Origin of the sequence: Rothia terrae (genome assembly GCF_014705925.2) — a bacterium.
GTDB classification, from domain to species: domain Bacteria; phylum Actinomycetota; class Actinomycetes; order Actinomycetales; family Micrococcaceae; genus Rothia; species Rothia terrae.
Genome location: NZ_CP062962.1, coordinates 11,742 through 32,329 on the forward strand (window position 1 = coordinate 11,742; position 20,588 = coordinate 32,329).

A 20,588-nucleotide genomic window follows, 5' to 3' on the forward strand; every position below is an offset into this window, starting at 1 on the left:
CGCAGGGCCTGGCGTCGCACGAGAGATGAAGAGAGAAGGAAGAGGATGAGTACATTAGCGCCCCCCATCGGTGGGCCGGACATCGAGCTGGAGATCGGCGGGATGACCTGCGCCTCCTGTGCGAACCGGATCGAGAAGAAGCTGAACAAGCTCGAGGGCGTCGCGGCCACGGTCAACTACGCCACCGAGAAGGCCAAGGTCACCGTGCCTGCCGGCTACGATCCGGGCCTGCTGGTCGCCGAGGTCGAGAAGACCGGCTACACGGCTGCGCTGCCCAAGCCCAAGGGCACCACGGCGAACACGTCGGAGACCGAGGCCGGGGAGGAGGAAGACACTGAGCTCACCTCGCTGCGCCATCGGCTAGTCGGCGCCATTGTGCTCACGGTTCCCGTGATCGCCATGGCCATGATCCCCGCACTGCAGTTCGTATATTGGCAGTGGGCCTCACTCGCGCTTGCCGCCCCGGTGATCATCTGGGCAGCCTGGCCGTTCCATAAGGCCGCATGGACGAACCTCAAGCACGGTACCGCGACGATGGACACACTCATCTCGATGGGCACCTCGGTCGCACTGCTGTGGTCCGTCTACGCACTATTCTTCGGAACCGCTGGCACACCCGGGATGACGCACCCGTTCGAGTTCACGATCGCTCCCTCGGATGGCGCGGCGAACATCTATCTCGAAGTTGGCGCGGGCGTGACGATGTTCATCCTCGCCGGCCGCTACTTCGAGAAGCGCTCCAAACGCCAGGCCGGGGCCGCGCTGCGCGCCCTCCTGGAGCTCGGCGCGAAGGAAGTCGCCGTGCTCCGCGACGGCGTTGAGGTGAAGATCCCCACCTCTGACCTCCAGGTCGGCGACGAGTTCATCGTTCGTCCGGGTGAGAAGATCGCCACCGACGGCATCGTGGTCTCCGGCTCCTCCGCGGTGGACGCCTCCATGCTCACCGGCGAGTCCGTACCGGTCGAGGTCCGCGAGGGCGACTCGGTCACCGGTGCCACCGTCAACGCGGGCGGCCGCCTTGTCGTGCGGGCGACCCGTGTCGGTTCGGACACGCAGCTTGCGCAGATGGCGAAGCTCGTCGAGGATGCGCAGACTGGCAAGGCCGAGGTGCAGCGTCTGGCTGACACGATCTCCGGCGTGTTCGTGCCGATCGTCATCGTCGTCGCGTTCATCACCCTCGGCGCCTGGCTGGGAGCCGGATTCCCCGTCGCCGCCGCGTTCACCGCAGCGGTCGCCGTGCTCGTTATCGCCTGCCCCTGCGCGCTGGGACTCGCGACTCCGACCGCGCTGCTGGTCGGCACCGGCCGCGGGGCGCAGATGGGCATCCTCATCAAGGGCCCAGAGGTGCTGGAGTCCACCCGCAAGGTCGATACCGTCGTGCTCGACAAGACCGGTACCGTCACCAGCGGCAAGATGACCCTGACAGATGTGATCACCGAATCCGGTGTGGACCGTGCCGAGCTGCTGCGCTTCGCGGGTGCGTTGGAGGACTCCTCGGAGCACCCGATCGCGCAGGCGATCGCCAAGGGCGCCACCCAGGAAGTCGGCCAGTTGCCCACGCCCGAGGACTTCGCCAATGTTGAAGGCAAGGGCGTGCAGGGCATCGTCGAGGGCACCCCGGTCGTCGTCGGACGCGAGTCGCTGCTGGCCGACTGGTCACAGAAGCTCTCTCCGGAGGTCGCACGGGCGAAGGCTCAAGCTGAGGGTGAAGGCAAGACGGTCGTCGCGATCGGCTGGGACGGTGCTGCGCGCGGCATCCTCGTCGTCGCCGACACCGTCAAGCCCACGAGCGCGGAGGCGATCCGCGGGCTCAAGGAGATCGGCCTGACCCCGGTGCTGCTCACCGGTGACAATGAGGCCGTGGCCCGCCAGATCGCCGCCGAGGTCGGCATCGAGGAGGTCATCGCCGAGGTGCTGCCCAAGGACAAGGTCGACGTCGTCACCCGTCTCCAGGGCGAGGGCAAGATCGTCGCGATGGTCGGCGACGGCGTCAACGACGCCCCCGCGCTCGCGCAGGCCGATCTGGGCCTGGCGATGGGCACCGGCACGGACGTCGCGATCGAGGCCTCCGACATCACCCTGGTCCGCGGCGACCTGCGGGCCGCGGTCGACGCGATCCGTCTGTCTCGGAAGACACTTTCGACGATCAAGACCAACCTGTTCTGGGCATTCGCCTATAACACCGCCGCGATCCCAGTCGCAGCGCTGGGCATGCTCAACCCCATGCTCGCAGGCGCGGCGATGGCGTTCTCCAGCGTCTTCGTCGTCGGCAACAGCCTCCGCCTGCGCGGGTTCAAGAGCGTCGCCACGAAGTGACGAACGAGAACCCACCCATCCATACCAATCCGATACAGAACCCACCCATCCATACGAATCCGATACAGAAGGAACACCAGAAAATGAGCAACTGCTGTAGCACGAACGAGACTAACCCCGCCGCCGAGAACGGTGGACGCGAGAACCTGCTCGGCGGGGGCACCGATGACATGACCACCTGCCCGGTCATGGTCGGCACCCCGGTCAGCAAGAAGACCGCCGAGGCCGCCGGCCTCTACCGCGACTTCAAGGGCGAGCGCTACTACTTCTGCTGCGCCGGCTGCGGCCCCGCATTTGATTCGGACCCCGCCAAATACGCCGCCAACATGGCGTAATCCACCAGCGTGCCGGGGTGCCGCGGCACCGCTGCGGCACCCCGGCACCTGATCGGAGCGAACCGACATGACCACCCCGACCTCAATGACCGAACCTCACATCGACACCTGCCCGGCGGGAGGCGACGGCGATCCGTCCGTCCACGGATACATCAGCGACAAGGCGACGTACCGCAATCGCCTGCGGCGCCTCGAAGGCCAAATCCGCGGCATCGATCGGATGATCGATGAGGACCGCTACTGCATCGACATCTTCACCCAGATCTCCGCAGCCACCAGGGCACTCGAAAACGTCGCCCTCGGACTGCTCGACGATCACCTCAAGCATTGCGTCCTCGACGCCGCCCTCGCCGGTGGACCAGTCAGCGAGCAGAGGCTCGGCGAGGCATCCGAGGCCATCGCCCGTCTCGTTCGCTCCTGACGCCCGCACACCAAATCGATCACGACCTGCAGCCCAGGAGTTTCCCTATGACCACACAACACGTCCTCATCCTCGGTTCAGGAGCAGCCGGAGCCGCAGCCGCCCGCACTCTCGCCACACGTGACGACGTCCGGGTGACGATGGTGACCCGCACCGGGGAGACGCCTTACACGCGAATGCTCATCAAAGGAATCGCGTTCGGCCCGACCCCGCCGGAGATGATCAAGCTCCCGCTACCTCAGATTGAGGTCATCGCCGACACCGTGCTCGATGTCGATACTACGGCGAAGCGGGTCCAACTGACCTCCGGCGCGCAGGTCTCCTACGACGCGCTCATTGTCGCGACAGGGAGCGTGCCCCGCTCTCTGCCCGCGGGTGTACTCGAAGGCGACGACGTCGGACAAGGCCGGGTCACTGCTCTGCACTCCTTGGAAGATGCCATGGGTATCCGCGATCTGCTGACCAGCCTGGCACGGCCGGCGCGAGTGACGATCTATGGCGGCGGAATCATCGCAGCCGAGACCGCTTCGTCGCTGCAAGCCGACGGACACATGGTCATGCTGGTCTCTCGCAGTTCTGTTCCCGGCATCGGAGCGTTTGGGGCGCCGGTGGCTGAGCGCCTCGCCGCTGACCATGCCGCCAAGGTGCAGACTCGATTCGGTCGCACTCTCCAGCATGTCGACGAAACAGAATCCGGTGTTGCCATCACCCTCGACGACGATCAACGCATCGTGGCCGACTTACTCCTCGTTGCGCTCGGCACGACGCCCGCAGCCCCGTCGCCGTGGACGAACGGCATCGACGTCGATGATCGCCTCCGTGCCGCAGCAGACCACGTCTACGCCGCCGGAGGTGTAGCTACGCATCACGACGAAGCACTGGGCGTCTGGCGCATCGACCATTGGGAAGACGCCGCCGCGCAGGGCACGCACGCCGCACAGGCCGCACTGCACGACCTCGACATCAGCGACGATCCGGGCACCTACCTGCCGCGCAGCCCCTACATGGCGCTGGTCTACGGTCAGATGATCTCCGGAGTCGGGTACACCGCTGGTGCAGACGCCCAGGTGGAAGCCGGCGAGGAGTTCATCGTGCGCCACGAGACCGACGGCACCGTCGTCGGCGTCACCGGCATCGACGCGGTCGGCACCGTCTACCAGTGGGGTCAGCAGCTCCACGGCCTGCAGGCATAGACGATGGCGGGCGACTATACGAGGCAGATCCCGCGGCGGGGTTTCGCGCTCGCGATGGCAGCGACCATTCTCATGATGGCGGCTGCCAGCGCGCCGTCGTTGTTCTACCCCCAGATCGCAGAACAGCTCGGACTCGTCCCCGTCGCCACCACACTCGTATTCGCGGTCTACACCTTCACCCTCCTGGCCGCGCTGCTCTACCTCGGACCGCTCTCCGATCACATCGGCCGACGTCCGGTCGTAACCGCCGGTTCCCTGGCGCTGGCACTCAGCCTGGCCATGTTCTGGTTCGCCGACAGCCTCGCGACACTCCTGGTCGCCCGCGCTCTGCAAGGACTCGCAGCGGGTCTGCTCATCCCGGCCCTGTCGGCGATGATGATCGACTTCGAGCCGCCGTCGCATCCGAACATCGCAGCCCTGTGGAACACGATCGGGCCGATGATCGGTCTCGGGACCGGGGCACTCGGTGCTGCGCTACTCCTCGATCTCACCCCCGAACCGACAGCTGCGGTCTTCGGCCCGCTCGTGCTCGCCTTCCTCACCGTGGCAGCGACGGTGTGGAGCACACCGGAACTGGTCCCCAAGACCCGGATACGACGTGGCGACCTCCGCCCGCGGTTTATGGTGCCACTGCACCTGCGCCGCATGTTCACCGCCGGTGTGCCCGCGATTATCGCCGGGTGGGCGACCAACGGACTCTTCCTCGCGCTCGGAGCCGGCCTCGTCGGCAGTGAGCTCGGGGGCTCCACGCACACCCACGCGGGCATCGTCATCTTCGCACTGGCGATCTCCGGAATCACCGCCTCGTCCGTCCTGCAGCGGCGTTCCGCCCGCACCATCAGCCTGTATGCGACCAGCGCCCTGGCATTCGGCACCGCAGCGAGCATCGTCGCCCTCGCACTCGGTTCCTACCCGGCCTACGTCGTGTCGGTCGCGATCGTCGGTTCCGGGTTCGGCACAGCGTTCCTCGGGGTGCTGCGCACACTCATGCCCCACACGGCATCGTCGGAACGCGCCGCCGTGATGGCTGTGATCTACACGGTCGCCTACCTGGCATTCGGCGTGCCCACCATCGTCGCCGGGTTGCTCGTGCCGGTACTCACCCTGTCAGGAACGATGACAGTCCTCGGTGCGATCATCATCGCCCTCAGCCTTGCAGCCACCGTCCTACGCCTGCGCATTCCTTAGCCGGCCGCAGATCCGGCAGAGACTGACGACTTCTCCGAACTCCCCACCGACTCTCGCCGCCGAACCGCACCCGACCAAGAAGAGCAGCCATGACCTATGCGATCGCGCTTCCCTGCGCGGACGTCAAGGACCGCGCCTGCATCGACGAATGTCCTGTCGACTGCATCTACGAGGGCGAACGCTCGCTCTACATCCATCCCGACGAATGCGTTGACTGCGGAGCCTGCGAACCGGTTTGTCCCGTCGAGGCCATCTACTACGAAGACGACCTGCCCGACGAATGGTCTGACTACTACAAGGCCAACGTCGAGTTCTTCGACGAATTTGGTTCTCCCGGTGGAGCCGCGAAGATCGGACCGGCGGGCTTCGACCATCCCCTCATCGCCGCATTGCCCATCCAACATGAGCAGTCCCTCTGAGAAGGACAATTCGATCGATTCACGCCGGTACAACGCGCAATCCTTGACTAGTACCCCTGGGGGGTATAGGGTAGGTGTCATGATGAAAGGAGCTGACATGCAGAGGAGACTGCGAGCAGGGCTGGCAGCAGGAGTGCTCGGAGTGACACTCGTGCTCGCCGGTTGCAGCAGCGGAGCAGACGAAGACCAGCAGACCGACCCTTCGGCTACTGAGGAGCAGGGCCACGGCGGCGACAATGCAGAAAGCGGAGATGAGGAAATGGATCACTCGATGGAGCACCCGATGGACGGCGGACCGGCACCCGAGGGTATCGCCGAAGCCAGTGACCCCACATACCCGGTCGGCACAGAGGTACAGCTCACGGCCGACCACATGGAAGGCATGGACGGTGCGACAGCGACGATCTCCGGCGCATTCGACACGTACACGTACTCCGTGAACTACACTAACGCAGGTGGCGGCGACCCCGTCACGGACCACAAGTGGGTCGTGCAGGAAGAAATCGAGGATGCCGGCGACGAGCGCCTGACCGATGGCACAGCGGTGACGCTGCTCGCCAAGCACATGGAGGGCATGGAGGGCGCGAGGGCCACCATCGCTTCGTCCACCGATGAGACGGTCTACATGGTCGACTACGAGACGGACGGCATGAAGATGACGAACCACAAGTGGGTCGTCGAGAGCGAGATCCAACCAGCGCCCTGAGCCGACGTTCGCTTGCCCGGCGACCGGGTGAGCGGCATGGCTCGATGACGAAGGAGAAGAACGATGACGGACCCGAACTCACACCAGCACCACGGTCACGGAACCGATGCACCCGCTCACGGCGAGCATCACCACGGGTCTGTGTCCGCACACGCCTCGGCGGAGGCGCACGGCACGCACGAGGGCCAGCACACTGGACACCAGGGCCACGCCATGAACCACGGGCAGCACTCAGACCACACGGGCCTCGATGAGAACGGTGTCCACGGAGATCACAGCGGCCATGGCGGCCACGGAGATCACAGCGGCCATGGCGGCCACGGGGACCACGTTGGCCAGTTCCGCCGGCTGTTTTGGATCAACCTCGTCATCGCCATCCCCGCGGTCACCCTCTCGCCGATGTTCTCCATGCTGCTGGGCTACGAGGTCCCCGGCTGGGCGGGCTGGGTCGCCGCGGTACTGGGCACCGTCATGTACGTCTGGGGCGGCAGGCCCTTCCTCACCGGCGCCGTCAGCGAGTTGAAGTCCCGCAAGCCCGGGATGATGCTGCTCATCGCTCTGGCGATCACGGTGGCCTTCTTCGCCTCCTGGGCCGCGACCCTCGGGCTTGTCCATCACGAGCTGGAGTTCTGGTGGGAGCTGGCGCTGCTGATCGTGATCATGCTGCTGGGCCACTGGATCGAGATGCGCTCCCTGGCCCAGACCACCTCGGCGCTCGACTCGTTGGCTGCACTGCTGCCCGACGAGGCCGAGCGCGTCGAGGGCGAGAACGTCGTTAAGGTGGCCCCAGCCGACCTCGTTGTGGGTGACGTCGTGATCGTGCGCCCCGGCGGCAGCGTTCCGGCCGACGGCACCATCGTCGACGGCCGCGCCGACATGGACGAGTCCATGATCACCGGCGAGTCCCGCCCGGTCTCTCGGGGCGAGGGCGAGACAGCTACCGCCGGCACCGTCGCCACCGACTCCGGCCTGCGGGTGAAAATCACCGCCACCGGCGACGACACCGCCCTGGCCGGGATCAACCGGCTCGTCACCGAGGCCCAGAACTCCTCCTCCCGCGCCCAGCGGATCGCCGACAAGGCCGCGGCCTGGCTGTTCTGGTTCGCTCTCGGCGCGGCGCTGGTCACCGCTGTCGTCTGGACGCTCATCGGCATGCCCGACGAGGCCGTGGTCCGTACCATCACCGTACTCGTCATCGCCTGCCCCCACGCCCTCGGCCTGGCGATCCCGCTCGTGGTCTCCATCGCCACCGAGCGCGCCGCCCGCGGCGGCGTGCTGGTCAAGGACCGCCTCGCCCTGGAGTCGATGCGGCAGGTCGACGCAGTGCTCTTCGACAAGACCGGCACACTGACCAAGGGCGAGCCCACCGTCACCGGCGTCGAACCGACCGGCGACCTCGACGCCGACCAGGTCCTCGCCCTCGCGGCCTCGGCCGAGGCCGACAGCGAGCACCCGCTCGCCAAGGCCATCGTCGCCGCCGCCAAGGACAAGGGCCTCGCCCTTCAGCAGGCCAGCGGCTTCTCATCCTCGCCCGCCGTCGGAGTCACCGCGACTGTCGCCGGCCAGGAGGTCCGCGTCGGCGGCCCCCGGCTGCTTGAGGAGACCGGCCAGCACGAGGTCGGCACAGCCGAGGAATGGCGTTCTGAGGGCGCGATCATCCTGCACGTCCTCCGCGACGGCCAGGTGGTCGGCGGCCTCAAGCTCGCCGACGAGATCCGCCCCGAATCCCGCAACGCCGTCGACGCCCTCCACGCCCTGAGCGTCGAGGTCGTCATGATCACCGGCGACGCCGAGGCCGTGGCGAACGAGGTCGGACGGGAGCTCGGCATCGACCGCGTCTTCGCCGGCGTCCGCCCCGAGGACAAGTCCGCCAAGGTCGCCCAACTGCAGCACGAGGGCAAGAAGGTCGCCATGGTCGGCGACGGCGTCAACGACGCCCCGGCACTGGCCCAGGCCGACGTCGGCATCGCGATCGGCGCCGGCACCGATGTCGCCATCGCCTCGGCCGGGGTGATCCTGGCCAGCTCCGACCCCCGGTCGGTGCTCTCCATCATCCAGCTCTCACGACGCGCATACGGTAAGATGAAGCAGAACCTGTGGTGGGCCGCCGGATACAACCTCATCTCCGTGCCGCTTGCGGCCGGCATCCTGGCACCGGTGGGATTCGTCCTGCCAATGTCGATCGGCGCGATCCTGATGTCGGCCTCCACCGTGGTCGTCGCGCTCAACGCCCAACTCCTGCGGCGCATCGACCTCACACCCGAAGCCAGCACGCGTTCCGTCCTGGAACGCCAGAAGTAAGGACATGCCCATGTCTGTCGACACCGATTCTCATCAGCACGGATACATCAACGACAAGGAGCGCTACCTCGGCCGTATGAAGCGCATTGAGGGTCAAGCCCGAGGGATCGCGAAGATGATCGATGAAGAGAAATACTGCATCGACATCCTCACCCAGGTATCCGCCCTGACCCGCGCCCTCCAGGGGGTCGCGACCGGTCTACTCGACGATCATCTCAAGCACTGTGTGCTCGACGCAGCGAAGCTCAGCGACGAGGCGGCCGTCGAGAAGATACAGGAAGCCACCGACGCCATCAACCGACTCGTCCGCTCCTAATCCCGGACCCCGAGGCCGCGTTCCAGGACACGGCGGGAAGCCCTCACGACGCCCTCCACGCCTGATCCTCACCGACACGCCGTCCGCCCGCGATGCGCCCACTTTCGCTCAACGGGCCAGGCGAGCCGGCGCCCACGGCGTGCGCTTGCAGGCCGCGGCCGGGCTGCTGCGCATGAGTGCGGTGTACCAACGCCCCGTGGTCCGCTCGACCGCACCCCTACGATCCTCGTCCTTCGCACGCTCCATTCCGACCCCGAGCTGCAGTGCGACGTCACCGTCGAAACCCTGACCGCGACCGTCGACCCCCTGTCCCTCGAACTGCCGGAGACCTCGCTGGCACCCGCTTGGACCAGCGTCGAACCCCCACAACACGGGTGGAGATACATTGCGGACGTGTCCAGTCTGACGCTGATGCGTAGCGTCCGTGCCGGCATCGAGGCCGTGGCCCAAGCACTTCCCGACAAACCCGGCGACGATGTCGCCCGCAAGATCCGGGGCATGGTCTGGGGCACCCCGGACACAGCCCTCGCGTCGCTGCCACAAGGCGTCGCGTTCGCCGCCTACGTCTTCGGGTTCCTCAGCTCCGAAGGAGAGGCCGCGATCTCCACCGCCGGCCGCTGGACGCGGTTGACCCTTCCGACTGGACACGTACTCCTGCGCGGACCCGTCGTCTCTGGCCTCACCTCAATCCGCCGCACCCGGCCACGCGTCTCCGAGTCCTTCAAACCAATCGGATAATACTTGATACCCCATAGGGGTAAAGGGTAGGATTGGTGACTATGAGAGAGGCTGAACACGCGCACGCCACGTATGACACACCGCACCTGGATGCGGCCGGGATCGTGAGTCGGCAGCAACGCGAGTCCGGCGACTTCTACCTATTGACCGGTGTACATGCCGGGCATCAGCAGCAGGAACGCATCCCTGCGGGTTCAACCTCGAACTCGCGACCAAACTGACTAAGGAGGCATTATGCCCCGTTTTTCCCGATTGACCCCTGAGACCGCAGTGGGGAGCTCACGAGACTTGCTCGGCGATCTCGTCGAGCGGCACGGCGAGGTCGGAGACATGGTCTCGACGATGGCGCATTCCCCGGCGGTGCTCGGCGGTTATCTCCAGCTGAGCAAAGCCATGCGTCGCGCCAAGCTCGACCGCAAGGTCAGCGAGCTCGTTTCGATCGCCGTGCAGTCGCAGCAAGGATGCGGAATGTGCCTGGCCTCGCACATCAGCGCGGCACGATCACTCGGGGTCAGCGATAACGAGATCGCACTCGCCCAGCAGGGTACGGCGATGACCGGCCCGGTCGCGGCGATGATCGCGCTCGGCCTCCAGGTCTATCGTGAGCCTGCGTCGATCACCGACGAGCAGATCGACGAGCTTCGGGGGTTCGGGTACAGCGACCGTGAGATCTCTGATGTCGTCGGGGTCGTGTCGCTGAACATTCTCACCGGCGCCTTCAACCTGGTTGCCGGCCTCACGCCGGGCGACTGATCTTGCCGGCGACTTGGCGCCTTGGCCGAGAGGATAGGCAGCGGTCTGCAAAACCTTGTACACGGGTTCGAGTCCCGTAGGCACCTCCACTTTCCGCCGAATCCAATAAGGCACGCGTCGCAGGAAGCGGGCAGTCCACCCTCGGGCGCGCCGGAACCTCTGAGCTTCATTTCGCATCGAGCGACAGATCACACTCGACAATATCGTCATAGAGCGATATAATCGCTATATGACTATGAATCAACAAGAGGGGGCAACCCTCGACGAGGTGGCGACAGCAGCGTACGCCCACCTGTTCCAGGCATTTGCAGAACCGACGAGGTTGGCGATCGTGCAGCACCTCGCCTCGGGCGAGCACCGGGTCCGCGATCTGGTCGAGCACATGGGCCTGGCCCAGTCCACGGTAAGCAAACATGTCGGCTTTCTCGTTGAGTGCGGCCTGGCGACGATGCGCCCGGAAGGGCGCTCCACCTGGTACTCGCTGACACAGCCCGAACTCCTGCGTACCCTCGTCGCCGCTGCCGAATGCCTCCTCGATGCCACCGGCACGCAGGCCCTGCTCTGCACGCACCTGCGACTCCCACATACCCACCACGCGACAGATACGGAGAAGAAGTAGACATGGGCGCAGGACACAATCACGGCCCCGCAGCCAGCGAGACCGGGCACCCTGGAGATTTCCGCAAGAAACTCTGGATCGCATTCTCGATCACCGCGACGATCGTCGTCGCCCAGGCCATCGGCTCGGTCATCACCGGCAGCCTCGCACTGCTAACCGACACCGCCCATGCCATCACCGATGCCGTCGGCCTACTGGTCGCACTGATCGCCGGGACGCTGATGCTCAAGCCCGCCAACTCCAAGCGCACCTGGGGGTTCCGACGTATCGAGGTGATCGCAGCCCTCGGACAGTCGGCACTGCTGCTGGTGGTGGGCACGTACGCCGCCATCGAAGGAATCCGGCGACTGTTCGAGCCGCCGGAGGTGCCCGCAAGCGAACTGCTGATCTTCGGCATCATCGGCCTGGTCGCGAACATCATCGCCATCACCATCCTCGCCTCCAGCCGCGGTTCGAACTTCAACATGCGTGCCGCGTTCCTCGAAGTCCTCAACGACGCCCTCGGCTCACTCGGAGTGATCATCGCGGCGATCGTGATCTCCACGACCGGGTTCATGCAGGCCGACGCCATCGCCGGACTGTTCATCGCCACCCTGATCGTGCCTCGCGCGTTCAAGCTGATGCGCGAGACCACCGGCGTCCTCATGGAGTTCACTCCTAAGGGCCTCGACCTCGACAAAGTCCGCTCACACATCCTCGAACTCGACCACGTCCAGGATGTTCATGATCTGCACGCCTCCACTGTGGCGACCGGCCTACCGACCCTGACCGCCCACGTCGTCGTCGACGACGAATGCTTCACCGACGGTCATGCCGCCCAGATGCTCCAAGAGATCAAAGACTGCGTCGCAGGACACTTCGAGGTCTCCGTCCATCACGCAACCTTCCAGATCGAGACCGAGCACATTGCCGAACATGAACCGGAAGTCAGCAAGCACGACTGAACGCAGCGCCCCCTCCCGGGCTCGTACCGGGCGGGGCGCTTCCGCATCACACAGGTAGGCACTACCCCTATGGGGTACTATGGCCAATTGGCACCACGGGCAGGCACGAGAAGGAATCCCATGAAAAACCTCAGGTCATTGCCGAAGTACGGCGGGAAGAAAACCGCTGCAACCACCGTCGTGATCGGCGCTTTCCTGCTCACCGGATGCGCGGCCGCCAACGACTCACCCTCAGCCACCTCGGCCAGCGGAGCCGAGATTCTTGTCGAGAATGGTCTCGAAGGCCTCGACGTGCGGGAGCTGGTCGAAACGCTCGATGCGATCCCGCTGGACGATCGCACGGAGACCTTGACCACGTCGATCACTGCGGAGATGGTCACGCTCACTGATCAGCACGAGCACGCGACAGAGGTGCGGTTGCCCAGTGACGAGATCTACGTATCCGTTGCCCCGTATCGGTCGCAGACCCATGATTGCTACTACCACAGCCCGACCGGATGCCTGGGCGAGCTGCGCAACGCAGACGTGGCCGTAACGGTGACGGATGCGACGACCGGCGAGACGATCGTCGACGAGGAGTTGAGAACCCTCGACAACGGCTTCGTCGGGATCTGGCTGCCCCGAGGCATCGAGACATCGATCTCGATCACCCACGACGGCCAGACCGTCACCTCCGAACTTTCGACCGTCGGCGACGATGCGCAAACCTGCCTGACCACGATGCGACTGGTCTAAAACTAGCACCACGGGAATACCCCCACCGGGTAGGGTGTTGTGATGTGCGCGCGGTCTATCGCACGCGACGTGTAATAGGAAGGAAAGCAGTCCCATGAGCGAAGTCACCACCGTCGACACCCAGGCCTTCGAAGAGGTTGTGCTCCAGAGCGAGGTCCCCGTTCTCGTGGACTTCTGGGCAGCCTGGTGCGGCCCGTGCCGTGCGATCGCGCCGGTCCTGGACCAGATTGCAGCTGAGCAGGATGGAAAGCTCCTCATCGCCAAGCTCAATGTCGACGAGAACCCCGACATCGCCTCACGCTACAACATCAGTTCGATCCCTGTGATGAAGGTCTTCGACAAGGGTGAAATCGTGCGCGAGATCATTGGGGCGATGCCGAAGCCGCAGATCGAGCAACGCCTCGAAGGCATTATCTGAGGCTCGGCCGTCGAACCGTTCCCGAACTCCGCCGACCGTTGCGCGGCAGTTGATGGTCGCCCGACTCAGCGTGATTGCATACGTAATGCAAGACTGCGCAGTGCAACGAGCGCTTGAAGTGGCAGGACCCCGTTACCGAAGGCGGTCTTCTGCTGATTTGCAGTCAGTCCGCCCATCGTGTCGGTAATCCATCTGACTGGCAGATCCATAAGCCATTCCACGAACTCCGGCGACGGGCGTGGCCCTCTGTCCTCGTTCATATACACCAAATACACGGTTTGCAAGAAGTTAAGCAGTGTCACCAGAAAAGGGATTCTTCCATGGCACTGCCACCAGAAAAAATTGCTCAGCTTCAAGCAGCCCAAAAGACTGCCCAAGACCGAGAAGTTAATCAAGCAAAAGAACTTATAAACGCCCAAGACATTGGCTACACATCCAAACTCTTCGTCCAAGCATTATTTCCATACCGCAAGACCGACGAAGAAAAACGAGTCATAGAGACAGCACAAGGCCGAATCGTTGTCTACGCCGATGGAGGATTGCCCTACGGCAAATATCCCCGACTAATCATGGCCTACATCGTCACCCGTGCCGTGGAAAACGCAGGAAAGCTCAAAGCAGGCAAAATAGACCTTGAGCAAGCAGTCCGCATCCCTCTCGGACACTCCATGAACCACTTCCTCCAAGCCATCGGAGTAACTGGACGCGGCACAGGTGGCGCAACAGGGAACTTGGCCAATATCCGCGAGCAATTATTGCGCCTGGCTGATGCTCGCGTGACCGTCAAAGAGGACGATGGCGTACGCGCACGTGGTAAACACACTCAAATTATGGATGAATGGGACTTATGGTTTGATGCACGCGACCCTAATCAGGGAAGCTTCATCGAGTCCTACATCAAACTCACGCCACAATTTTTCCAGCACATTGTCGAAGCCCCCATCCCTATCGACCTTGCTGTACTACGCCAGCTCACCAAGCCACGGTCAATGGACATTTATATCTGGCTAACGGTCAAGCAGTTTTGGCTTAGCAAAAACAACCGAGACTCCTACCTTTTTACCTGGGACATGATGGCACAAAGCTTCGCCACCAAAGAGCTAGTATCAGGGCAAGACTGGGTGAACTTCCGCAACGAAATCAAGAAAGCCATCCACGATGTTCAGGCGATATGGCGTAATTGTGGAATAAAAGCCGACCTCGATGGAGTCACCGTCACTAAGACATCTCCCTCAGTTGAGAAAAAACCGCCACGTCCGCAGCTGGATTAATACTCATCAACGAGTGAGCGCCCCCTTGTGGGCGCTTTCTTTATGCCCTGGTCAGGCTGCGCATATTTACCAATACGGCTGCGCATATTTACCAATATCCAAGCAGTTATCCACAGGGCTTGAACTGGGATTTTATCTATTTCCCCTGGTCGCTTATAACTATAAACTGTAGAACTATATCCAGCAGGGGTAAACCAACCAGTCAACGCTAACGCTAACTAGTAAATAAGATTCCATCGTGGCTCACGCCCTCACTAACGTTCGGTTGTGCTGCCGCCCAAATCAAAGATTTGGTTGCCACCGAGACAACCTGGACTACTCACTGACCACAGCCTCCAGGACTACAGATAACCAAAGAATCTTTAAAGAGAACTCTCACAAAGGAACCCCAATAATTTCATCCTTACTGTCAATGCTCACTGGAGTGGGCACGCCCTTGTTACTTTTGTCGAAGCTCCGCAGAATAGTTTGTAGACCGCTCCCTCCCCCCCCCCGGACGGTCACTGTCACACTCAAGCCCTGCCTCTAGCCCCTCAGGCAGGGCTTGAGCGATTTAGTGCTTCTTGAGTTGATTCAGCACGAATGCTTCGGCTTCTTCGGTGGCCTGTGTGGACGCTTCCAGCGCTGTAATAAGCGCACGTTGTTGTTGACCATCGAGCCTGTCCCAATCTGCTCGCAGAGCACTGACAATACGTGCGATTGCCATCTCTCCACCACTGAGTGTGCCGTTGTTTGACCCTAACGACGGCACACCAGCTTGGCGCAACAGCTCATCAATTGGGCGAGTCATGACGTTATTGTTGCACACTGCTTCGACATAATCTCCTGGCTTTCGAACAAATGTCTAATAGCCAGAATTTTAAAATAGATCGCCTGGAAAGTGTGGTTTCCGATCTTTATTTTCTGCTGGCCACTGCACCCCATGAAAGGCTAATTCGTCTTTAGTTAGTTGTTCGCCAGCAATGATTTGCTCCAGGAGTTCCTTCTGTTCAGCTTCGAGCTGAATTAAATGGGTAAGCGTAACTAGCAGTTCGTGAAACTGTCTTGACCATTGTGTCGGCCAGCTTGTGGTGATGATGTCATCGAGTGGTGAGGACTTTCTGCCTTTAGGTTTTTTACGGCGATAACCTACCCAGGATTTGATTGTGGAGTTTCCACCCACTGTGTAGTTCCACACGGCTGGTGACACATTCGACCAGCTGCCCTTGCCTAGATAAATAGTTTGGGTTGTCTCGTCGTAGGTAACATCGTCCGGCATTCCAACACCAACGGCAGTGTCATAGGTTGGCAGCGGCAGCGTGCTTTCAACATCAAACAGACTCTTTGCGTTATTCGGTGCGTGCCCACGGTCGCCAAAAGTATGTAGCCAGATAATGAACTGACCAATTTCTACAGCCTTATCCCACAGCTCTACATCGACGGTAAGTGGCACACGATTGCCGCTATAATGCAGTTCTTCATCAAATGCTTCTACATATCCAGGGTGGGCGGAAATACCTGCAATATAAGCAGTAAGTTTTTGTACCGTAATCTCTCTACCGAAGCGCTCCGATAATGCTGTGAAGTGCCCCGAGTTTTGTTCCTAGGCATTTGCCTTGATTTCTATTATCACTTGCGGCGGGTTCTGGTCCCAAAAATCGGTTTCCACCTCGACCGGGGTTCGGTACCCCAAGCTTTGATGAAGCCTCGTCTCGTTCCACCATGACACCCACTCAAACGTCGCGATTTCCACCTCGACAACCTCATCCCACCTGCGAGTATGGATCAGCTCGTTCTTGTAGGAACCATTAACGTTTTCCGCCAGAGCATTGTCATAGGAATCCCCGACAGTTCCGGTGGAAGCGGCAATCCCGTGCTGGGCAAGACGCTCGTTGTAGACAACGCTGACATACTGCGAGCCGTGATCCGAATGATGAATGAGACCTGTTGTTTCCTCAGCAGACGCGATCGCCTGGTTGAGAGCTTGCAGCGGCAACGCTTCGGTGCGCATGGAATCTGATAACGCCCACCCAACGATCCGTCGGGAGTAAACATCGGTGACAAACGCGGCATACACAAAGCCTTTCTTCGTGCGCACGTAGGTAATATCAGCCACCCACAGCTTGTTCGGGCCTTCGGCTTTGAATTCTCGCTCCACCAAGTCCGGGCGCAAATCCGGCCTTTGAGGTGTGCGAGTGGTCATAGGCGAGCGGCCTTTGCCTTTGCCTGATACACCGGCTAGACGCATCAGCCGCGCGGTTTGTTCACGACCGATATCGATTCCGTCACGATGAAGAGCATGCCACATTTTCCGCACACCGTAGATGCCGTAATTATCCCGATGGATAGCACTAATGCGTTCAACCAGCACAGCATCACGAAGGCGGCGAGCACTTACCCCACGGGCCTTGGACTGACGATACCCACGCGAGGTGATGAACCCACCAGCGCGGTTATTTTTCAACGTCTTACAGATGAACTCGACAGAGAAACGATTCCGGTATTCATCGATGAACCGGATCATTTCCGACGTTTTGGGTCGAGTTCCGACGCGAAAAAAGCTGAGGCAGCCTTTAAAAGTTCATTGGTGTCGCGTAGCTCTTGATTTTCACGGCGAAGCCTCGCGTTTTCGGCGGCCAGATCTTCAGGCACGGGTTCTGGGATGTTTCCCGCACGGCGGGCCTGCCAAAGTCCATTGACGGGCTGTGTGCCATGACACCCCCAGCTTTGGGGCTACTGCCTGGCACGCGGCTTGCATCGACATATTTTCCGCCAAGATGCGGTCCTCTACAAGACGGACCACACGATCCTTCGCATCCTGGTCAAATTTTCTTGGCATATTCCAGATTTTCCCATCTACTCAAACGGAACAAAACCTGGGACACTTCAAAGGCCACCAACACTAACCCTGGCCCAGGCCCTTAAAATCACCCTGCTCTACCACCGACACAACCTGACCGAAGAACTGTTGGCAGGATTCTACGACGTCTCTCAACCGACAATTTCAAGGACTATCAACCTGATAGAACAAGCACTAGTGAAGATTCTCAGGCCGCTGATCCAGCCACTGGGAAAGCACTCGATGCACCAGGTTCACTAGTTGTTGATGGCACCCTAGTACCAGCCTGGAACTGGCGTTCATTAGGGAAAATAAACTTCTCCGGTCAGCATAAGCATACTGGTTTCAACCATCAGGTCATCTGCACCGTTGATGGGAAACTCCTTGCCATCACGGATCAATTACCTGGTGCCAGATATGATGCTTACTGCTTCAAGAAACACGGTCTTGAGAAGTATCTGGATGAGACAACCCTAGCCGATAAGGGCTACGTCGGTTTGGGGTTGCTGACACCGGCTAAGCGTAAGGCAGGGGTGAAAACGCCTAGGGACGTTAAAGACAACAACCGTGTTATCAATAAGCTGCGAGCTGTGGTGGAGCGGGTGATTGCACAGATCAAGACCTGGCGTGTTTTGCATTCGGTTTTCCGTCGGCCGTTGGGGTCTTATGAGCGGGTGTTTTTGGTAGTTCGGGGTTTGGTGTTTTTGGCTGCTGGGCACCCCTTATGAATAAGCCTCATTTTATTCACTATAGCCACGATTCTGATTTCTGTTGCCTCATTATATACAGGGATTTCTATATCAGTTTTAGTCCCATACATATCTTCAGGAAAATCACGTACAAATCTATACTCCCATTTAGCAGTTAGTGAGTCCTCCGCGGATGCATTGGGGCCCTTTCTTGGTGGACTGTTAATAGGATCTTTAGGGAGCAAGTCAGTTTTTGTAGTCGCAGTTATTGCTGCAGCATGTTGTTTAGTTATATTTATAAAATTTCCTCTCTTAAATATAAAAACTGATAGAGTTGAAGCAAAAGACAATTATTCAGATTCCCTGTTATCAGGATTTAAGATTAATTTCAGAAACACTCCATTGCGCCTTATTTCAATATGGGGTTTTGTATATAACTTTGGACAGTCCGTATTTATGTCGTTTTTCTTGATAGTTCTAATACAAAAATCTGACATTTCAGCGGAGAAATATGGACTATTGATGTCAGCTGGTATTGTCTTCGCAGTAATCGGATCATATCTACCTAATATCTTTTCAAGATTGAGTAATCTCTCGAAGATAACATTTTCGATAATATCTGCTTTAGCTTTATTGAGTTATACAGTTATGGGATTTTCTGTAGTCTTCTATACTACTGTTTTGATTGTTTTATTAGGGATGATATTAGATGAACTATTTTCGGCTGCTTCGGGGGTATATATATCTAATTATAGAAGTAATGTAATTAGCCATGAGGAACGTGCGATATCCAGTGCTGCAAATCGATCACTGGGCATGTTTGCTGTAGTACTTGGCTATGCTGCTGGGGCTACCTTATCGATATTTTTTAATTATGATTTGATACTTATATTTGTGGCTGTTGCTATGGGTCTAATTTCTTTTTCAATGTTTCATAAAAAGATTATTAACGAAAATATAACTAATATCGAAGATTAAATTATCATCAGACGGTAAATAATGTCATTTTTATTTTTATAACTAAAATTGAAATCAAGTTTGCGGGCTAATTTCCTTGAAGGGATATTATTTTTTTCAATTGTACAAATAAATTTCTTGATACCTGTGTCACTTATGATTTCTTTTATCATAGCGCTAACCGCATTAGTCCCTACTCCCCTACCCTGGTATTCATTAAATACAACCCACCCCAGAATAGCTTCATCTTTCATTATTGTGGCTTGGACATAACCTGCTGCCTTGTTTCCAATCAATATAATCCAGTTGCGCCATCTTGGGTCTTCAGAGTTCCATCTTGCGTATTTGTTTTCATATTCTTTTTTTAATTCTTCTATACTGCGGGGGGGGTCGTCTTCTATATATCTATATAGATCCTTATTCAATAATTTTGGGTACATTATTCGAGCATGGGCTGAGGTCAATGGCTCCAGTCTTAGAATTTCGCGGTTTTCATAAAAATACAATTTTGATATTCTTTCATATAGTCACAAACATATTCATTCAAAACCAGACGGTAAAAATATGAGTGTTAAATCTCTACAAACAACCTTAAGCCATACCGGAAGAACCGTTGCTACGCCAGTGTACAGCCGGGCTGCCAGCCAAGCAGTTCACCACGCTCATCACAGCCACCTCACCTGGAGCAAACCAGACTAAAAGCCCCACAGGCTCATCCAGGCCCTAAAATCACACTCATCAGCTACCGGAGCAACATCACTCAAGAAGTTCTCGCCCAACTATTTGAAGTCTCATAGCCCACGATTTCACGGATTATTGCGACTGTTGAAAAAACACTCGCCAAGGTTCTTGAACCGCTGAACAGGACCCTAAGAGAAGGCCTAAAAGCACCTGATGCCCTCATCATTGATAGGACGCTAGTTCCCACCTGGAACTGGCGCTCACGAGGAAAAACAAACTTTCCAGGTAAGCACAAACAAGCAGGATTCAACCATCAAGTCATCTGCATCCTACGATGGTAAGTTGCTGACAATCTCGAATCCCTTACCCGGAGCAAGACATGATGCTTACGCTTTAGGTCCCATGGACTTGAGTCAGTTGTTGGATTCTTTAACTCTGGCTGATAAGGGCTATGCGGGTTTGGAATTAGCCACTCCGACCAAGCGTGAGCCTGGCCAGCGGCTGAGAGCTGGAGTGAAGGGGAACAGCCGGGTGATTAACTGCCTGCGGTCGGTAGTTGAGCGGGTCATCGCTCATATCAAGACCAGGCGGGTTCTGCATACGGGGTTCAGGCGGGTGTTTGCGGTGGTGCGGGGTTTGGTGTTTCTGGTGGGATCTTATGAATAAACCTCCACAAGGGGCTCTGTAATGCTGGGGTCGGCTGCACGCTCCAGGAATAGCAAAACTTGTAGGACACCTGTGAGGGTCAAGGCTGTAAAAAAGTTTACTAA

22 protein-coding genes, 1 tRNA gene and 4 pseudogenes are annotated in these 20,588 nt (G+C 59.2%); 22 read left to right on the plus strand and 5 right to left on the minus strand.

Features of this window, described 5'->3' with window-relative positions; all coding sequences use genetic code 11:
- Positions 1–45: 45 nt before the first annotated feature.
- The 18 genes from IDM49_RS11980 (at position 46) to IDM49_RS12065 (ending at position 14,673) form a co-directional block, all read left to right on the plus strand.
- The gene (locus IDM49_RS11980; RefSeq protein WP_070478511.1) at positions 46–2,316 is read left to right on the plus strand and encodes a heavy metal translocating P-type ATPase; all 2,271 of its coding nucleotides are present in this window, start codon (positions 46–48) and stop codon (positions 2,314–2,316) included.
- 83 nt (positions 2,317–2,399) lie between these two features.
- On the plus strand, positions 2,400–2,651 hold the full coding sequence (locus tag IDM49_RS11985; RefSeq protein ID WP_193836812.1) for a YHS domain-containing protein: 252 nt from the start codon (positions 2,400–2,402) through the stop codon (positions 2,649–2,651).
- Between the two features lie 67 nt (positions 2,652–2,718).
- The gene (locus tag IDM49_RS11990; protein WP_083290896.1) at positions 2,719–3,072 is read left to right on the plus strand and encodes a metal-sensitive transcriptional regulator; all 354 of its coding nucleotides are present in this window, start codon (positions 2,719–2,721) and stop codon (positions 3,070–3,072) included.
- Between the two features lie 47 nt (positions 3,073–3,119).
- A complete protein-coding gene (locus IDM49_RS11995) occupies positions 3,120–4,265 on the plus strand; it encodes an FAD-dependent oxidoreductase (RefSeq protein ID WP_070478515.1) in 1,146 nt (381 codons plus the stop codon).
- A 3-nt stretch (positions 4,266–4,268) separates the two neighbouring features.
- Positions 4,269–5,453: an MFS transporter gene (locus tag IDM49_RS12000; RefSeq protein WP_144690930.1), complete on the plus strand. Its 1,185-nt coding sequence runs from the start codon at positions 4,269–4,271 to the stop codon at positions 5,451–5,453.
- Between the two features lie 89 nt (positions 5,454–5,542).
- Positions 5,543–5,872, plus strand: coding sequence for a ferredoxin (fdxA, locus tag IDM49_RS12005; protein WP_070478519.1), 330 nt, complete (start codon positions 5,543–5,545; stop codon positions 5,870–5,872).
- 97 nt (positions 5,873–5,969) lie between these two features.
- Entirely contained in the window at positions 5,970–6,578 is a 609-nt protein-coding gene (locus IDM49_RS12010) for a YdhK family protein (protein WP_070478521.1), read from the plus strand.
- A gap of 63 nt (positions 6,579–6,641) precedes the next feature.
- Positions 6,642–8,879: a heavy metal translocating P-type ATPase gene (locus tag IDM49_RS12015; RefSeq protein ID WP_070478523.1), complete on the plus strand. Its 2,238-nt coding sequence runs from the start codon at positions 6,642–6,644 to the stop codon at positions 8,877–8,879.
- A 10-nt stretch (positions 8,880–8,889) separates the two neighbouring features.
- The gene (locus tag IDM49_RS12020) at positions 8,890–9,195 is read left to right on the plus strand and encodes a metal-sensitive transcriptional regulator (protein ID WP_070478524.1); all 306 of its coding nucleotides are present in this window, start codon (positions 8,890–8,892) and stop codon (positions 9,193–9,195) included.
- Positions 9,196–9,588: 393 nt separating this feature from the next.
- Positions 9,589–9,933, plus strand: a complete 345-nt coding sequence (locus tag IDM49_RS12025) for a hypothetical protein (RefSeq protein ID WP_099299415.1) — start codon at positions 9,589–9,591, stop codon at positions 9,931–9,933.
- A gap of 41 nt (positions 9,934–9,974) precedes the next feature.
- A complete protein-coding gene (locus IDM49_RS12030; protein ID WP_099299416.1) occupies positions 9,975–10,154 on the plus strand; it encodes a hypothetical protein in 180 nt (59 codons plus the stop codon).
- A gap of 13 nt (positions 10,155–10,167) precedes the next feature.
- Positions 10,168–10,686: a carboxymuconolactone decarboxylase family protein gene (locus IDM49_RS12035; protein ID WP_070478526.1), complete on the plus strand. Its 519-nt coding sequence runs from the start codon at positions 10,168–10,170 to the stop codon at positions 10,684–10,686.
- Positions 10,687–10,701: 15 nt separating this feature from the next.
- Positions 10,702–10,775, plus strand: a tRNA-Cys gene (locus tag IDM49_RS12040).
- Between the two features lie 146 nt (positions 10,776–10,921).
- On the plus strand, positions 10,922–11,305 hold the full coding sequence (locus IDM49_RS12045; protein WP_228008270.1) for an ArsR/SmtB family transcription factor: 384 nt from the start codon (positions 10,922–10,924) through the stop codon (positions 11,303–11,305).
- 2 nt (positions 11,306–11,307) lie between these two features.
- On the plus strand, positions 11,308–12,249 hold the full coding sequence (locus IDM49_RS12050) for a cation diffusion facilitator family transporter (protein ID WP_070478530.1): 942 nt from the start codon (positions 11,308–11,310) through the stop codon (positions 12,247–12,249).
- A 120-nt stretch (positions 12,250–12,369) separates the two neighbouring features.
- On the plus strand, positions 12,370–12,984 hold the full coding sequence (locus IDM49_RS12055; RefSeq protein WP_180965366.1) for a CueP family metal-binding protein: 615 nt from the start codon (positions 12,370–12,372) through the stop codon (positions 12,982–12,984).
- A 94-nt stretch (positions 12,985–13,078) separates the two neighbouring features.
- Entirely contained in the window at positions 13,079–13,402 is a 324-nt protein-coding gene (gene trxA, locus IDM49_RS12060) for a thioredoxin (RefSeq protein ID WP_099299417.1), read from the plus strand.
- Between the two features lie 320 nt (positions 13,403–13,722).
- Entirely contained in the window at positions 13,723–14,673 is a 951-nt protein-coding gene (locus IDM49_RS12065; RefSeq protein WP_099299418.1) for a replication protein RepA, read from the plus strand.
- Between the two features lie 553 nt (positions 14,674–15,226).
- Here the strand turns inward: IDM49_RS12065 and IDM49_RS12070 are convergent.
- From IDM49_RS12070 to IDM49_RS12500, 4 genes and pseudogenes are all read right to left on the minus strand, one after another.
- The gene (locus IDM49_RS12070; protein ID WP_144691027.1) at positions 15,227–15,463 is read right to left on the minus strand and encodes an antitoxin; all 237 of its coding nucleotides are present in this window, start codon (positions 15,461–15,463) and stop codon (positions 15,227–15,229) included.
- Between the two features lie 69 nt (positions 15,464–15,532).
- Positions 15,533–16,207 (minus strand): annotated as a pseudogene (locus IDM49_RS12075) (type ISP restriction/modification enzyme); the annotation flags it as partial.
- A gap of 48 nt (positions 16,208–16,255) precedes the next feature.
- A complete protein-coding gene (locus IDM49_RS12080) occupies positions 16,256–17,176 on the minus strand; it encodes an IS3 family transposase (RefSeq protein WP_322746001.1) in 921 nt (306 codons plus the stop codon).
- A gap of 120 nt (positions 17,177–17,296) precedes the next feature.
- Positions 17,297–17,516, minus strand: a pseudogene (locus IDM49_RS12500) (hypothetical protein).
- 44 nt (positions 17,517–17,560) lie between these two features.
- Between IDM49_RS12500 and IDM49_RS12505 the strand changes: the two are divergent.
- The 3 genes and pseudogenes from IDM49_RS12505 to IDM49_RS12090 all read left to right on the plus strand — a co-directional run.
- Positions 17,561–17,692: pseudogene (locus IDM49_RS12505) on the plus strand (transposase family protein); the annotation flags it as partial.
- Positions 17,629–18,219: a transposase family protein gene (locus IDM49_RS12610; RefSeq protein ID WP_193836814.1), complete on the plus strand. Its 591-nt coding sequence runs from the start codon at positions 17,629–17,631 to the stop codon at positions 18,217–18,219. The pseudogene IDM49_RS12505 and the gene IDM49_RS12610, both read left to right, overlap by 64 nt.
- A gap of 21 nt (positions 18,220–18,240) precedes the next feature.
- Positions 18,241–19,158, plus strand: coding sequence for an MFS transporter (locus IDM49_RS12090; RefSeq protein WP_228008272.1), 918 nt, complete (start codon positions 18,241–18,243; stop codon positions 19,156–19,158).
- Here the strand turns inward: IDM49_RS12090 and IDM49_RS12095 are convergent.
- Positions 19,155–19,643, minus strand: a complete 489-nt coding sequence (locus IDM49_RS12095) for a GNAT family N-acetyltransferase (RefSeq protein WP_193836801.1) — start codon at positions 19,641–19,643, stop codon at positions 19,155–19,157. The genes IDM49_RS12090 and IDM49_RS12095 overlap by 4 nt on opposite strands.
- A 469-nt stretch (positions 19,644–20,112) precedes the next feature.
- Here IDM49_RS12095 and IDM49_RS12615 point away from each other — a divergent pair.
- A pseudogene (locus tag IDM49_RS12615) lies at positions 20,113–20,484 on the plus strand (transposase family protein); the annotation flags it as partial.
- Positions 20,485–20,588: the final 104 nt, after the last annotated feature.

Excerpts from the sequence above, each read along its gene's own strand:
- IDM49_RS11980 (WP_070478511.1), top strand. The coding sequence starts at position 46 with ATGAGTACATTAGCGCCCCCCATCGGTGGGCCGGACATCGAGCTGGAG.
- IDM49_RS11985 (WP_193836812.1), top strand. The coding sequence starts at position 2,400 with ATGAGCAACTGCTGTAGCACGAACGAGACTAACCCCGCCGCCGAGAAC.
- IDM49_RS11990 (WP_083290896.1), top strand. The coding sequence starts at position 2,719 with ATGACCACCCCGACCTCAATGACCGAACCTCACATCGACACCTGCCCG.
- IDM49_RS11995 (WP_070478515.1), top strand. The coding sequence starts at position 3,120 with ATGACCACACAACACGTCCTCATCCTCGGTTCAGGAGCAGCCGGAGCC.
- IDM49_RS12000 (WP_144690930.1), top strand. The coding sequence starts at position 4,269 with ATGGCGGGCGACTATACGAGGCAGATCCCGCGGCGGGGTTTCGCGCTC.
- fdxA (WP_070478519.1), top strand. The coding sequence starts at position 5,543 with ATGACCTATGCGATCGCGCTTCCCTGCGCGGACGTCAAGGACCGCGCC.
- IDM49_RS12010 (WP_070478521.1), top strand. The coding sequence starts at position 5,970 with ATGCAGAGGAGACTGCGAGCAGGGCTGGCAGCAGGAGTGCTCGGAGTG.
- IDM49_RS12015 (WP_070478523.1), top strand. The coding sequence starts at position 6,642 with ATGACGGACCCGAACTCACACCAGCACCACGGTCACGGAACCGATGCA.
- IDM49_RS12020 (WP_070478524.1), top strand. The coding sequence starts at position 8,890 with ATGTCTGTCGACACCGATTCTCATCAGCACGGATACATCAACGACAAG.
- IDM49_RS12030 (WP_099299416.1), top strand. The coding sequence starts at position 9,975 with ATGAGAGAGGCTGAACACGCGCACGCCACGTATGACACACCGCACCTG.
- IDM49_RS12035 (WP_070478526.1), top strand. The coding sequence starts at position 10,168 with ATGCCCCGTTTTTCCCGATTGACCCCTGAGACCGCAGTGGGGAGCTCA.
- IDM49_RS12045 (WP_228008270.1), top strand. The coding sequence starts at position 10,922 with ATGAATCAACAAGAGGGGGCAACCCTCGACGAGGTGGCGACAGCAGCG.
- IDM49_RS12050 (WP_070478530.1), top strand. The coding sequence starts at position 11,308 with ATGGGCGCAGGACACAATCACGGCCCCGCAGCCAGCGAGACCGGGCAC.
- IDM49_RS12055 (WP_180965366.1), top strand. The coding sequence starts at position 12,370 with ATGAAAAACCTCAGGTCATTGCCGAAGTACGGCGGGAAGAAAACCGCT.
- trxA (WP_099299417.1), top strand. The coding sequence starts at position 13,079 with ATGAGCGAAGTCACCACCGTCGACACCCAGGCCTTCGAAGAGGTTGTG.
- IDM49_RS12065 (WP_099299418.1), top strand. The coding sequence starts at position 13,723 with ATGGCACTGCCACCAGAAAAAATTGCTCAGCTTCAAGCAGCCCAAAAG.
- IDM49_RS12070 (WP_144691027.1), bottom strand. The coding sequence starts at position 15,463 with ATGACTCGCCCAATTGATGAGCTGTTGCGCCAAGCTGGTGTGCCGTCG.
- IDM49_RS12080 (WP_322746001.1), bottom strand. The coding sequence starts at position 17,176 with ATGATCCGGTTCATCGATGAATACCGGAATCGTTTCTCTGTCGAGTTC.